Annotated in this window: 1 protein-coding gene; it reads left to right on the forward strand. The window is 45.3% G+C overall.

Annotated features, from left to right (window positions below; translation table 11 throughout):
• Nucleotides 1-497: 497 nt before the first annotated feature.
• On the forward strand, nt 498-1,832 hold the full coding sequence (locus QUB16_RS33280) for a hypothetical protein (RefSeq protein ID WP_333322656.1): 1,335 nt from the start codon (nt 498-500) through the stop codon (nt 1,830-1,832).
• The last annotated feature ends 81 nt before the right edge of the window (nt 1,833-1,913 follow it).

Consider the following 1,913-nt stretch of genomic DNA (forward strand, 5'->3'; position numbering starts at 1 on the left):
TGAAAAAAGCATTTTTTTTTTGTAGTGCGCGCGTCCCCGCTCGCGTATTGTACAATACGCGAGCGGGGACGCTCGCACTGTAAATCCAAAACTGAGATGCTCCCGCGACTAAAAGGGCGGGTTTTTGAGATGGTCAATTATTGGCAGATATTTTTCGTGAACCCGCCCCTACCATATTAGGGGTAATCGACCGGAAATGATATCACAGGACTATTCGCTGGGAGAACTCGCTAAAAACCTATAGGCTTTGCTGTGCGAGACGATCGCACTCCTAATAAACGCTTTTTACCAAATTGGGATGCTTCCGTTTGAGATTAGCATTTTTTTTTGACTATTGGCCTTAAAATTAAACTAATTCAGGACTGAGGCATCGATCGCATATTTTTGTCATTGTTCGCGATGCGATTTCTTCAATCGCAGCCGGATCGTAAAGCGTCGGTGGCTTCAAGTCCGATAATTGTTAATCTAAATCCTCTCATTCAAAATCGGTATTACTTGTGGATGAAATGTTGGAAAGAGCTTGGACACTCAAGCAAAATTTAATTGACTTTGTTCTAGATGCTGAGGGAGAGTTGGCGGTAGCTTTGGAAGCTTTTGCTGCAGCTCGATCGACCGGCGAGCGCTACGACATTGCTCAGCAAAATCAAGTGATTGACAGTTTTACAGTCGAAGGTAAAGTCGGAGAGAAAACGCCGATCGACCTATTTGTCGAAAGTCAGCCAGATTTAACCGAGAGCGATCGTAGCTTGCTGGAAAGTTGGGGGCACAGAAGCTTCACAGGCTTATTTGAAATCACTCAACTTTTCCCCGACAGGTTTGAACTGATGAACTGGCTGACGGCAAAGCACTACGTTGTCAAGCCCAACAGTCCTAATTTTCTTGCAGAAATGTCTCGCTTTAAGTTAGGAGAAATCTTGCGGGCTCGGATTTCTCCCCTCACCGATGACTGGTGGATACTTTCGAGCTCTCCCATCCTGATGGGGAAATTGGGCAAGCCGAAGTTGGCGGTGGCGATCGGCAATTTCAAGCAAAATCAGAAAAATAACCTGTACAGCGATGCGCCGGAATTGTTAGAGCAAGCTTGGCAGTCGGTAGAACACTACCACGAAGATTTTACCGAATTTTTTGGCAGTGAGGAATTGACGCTATCGGGATATCACCTGAATAAACAGTTGGCTGAATTTCAGGAATTTATCACTAAAAAACGCCTAGCTGATATGGGCGTTGATGGAAGTAAATCTCTGGCGGATATCGTTGAAGATGCCGGAGTCGATCGAGAAGAAGTCAAAGCAGCAGCAATCGCGGCTGCAGGTGCTGATGCTAAAGCAGTTGAGGTAATGCTCGACAGCAATGCTAGTTCAAAAATGGTAATGCCGAAAGTCGAATTGCCCGATCGCTTCAAGAAAGCCGAACAGGTGACAGCACTTTCTCATCCTCGCTGGGGACAAACCTTTTTGTCTACTTACGCTCAATTTACTGCACTGCTAGCAGCAGAAGACTTTTCAACCGTTCCCGGTTACGAGAAGCTGGTTCGCAACTATCTAGAAGATCCTGCAATTAATGTCTGGATTTGGCAACGGTTAGCTAAAGTTAATCCAGCGAAATTAGAACAAATTTTGCAAACTGTATTGCAACGTACAGACTTTCAGCTCGATCGCGATTTAGATGCCTTGCTGCAAGAGTTTAAAAAACCCTTAGAACCCGAACTCCCGGAAATTGCCAGCGTTCCCGTGCACCTGCACAACTTATTTCAGGAAGCTTTAGGCGAAGTTAATAAGTCAAAGTCTAAACCGCAGGAGAAAAAGAAAAGCTCTAAAGGCTTTAAATCCTAAGCAACTAAGGAATGAGAATTAAATAACTTCCACAAGTTTGTGGGATGGGCGTCCCGCCCGTCCTTTTTGGACGGGCGGGAC

This window comes from Microcoleus sp. D3_18a_C4, assembly GCF_036702415.1.
GTDB lineage: Bacteria > Cyanobacteriota > Cyanobacteriia > Cyanobacteriales > Microcoleaceae > Microcoleus.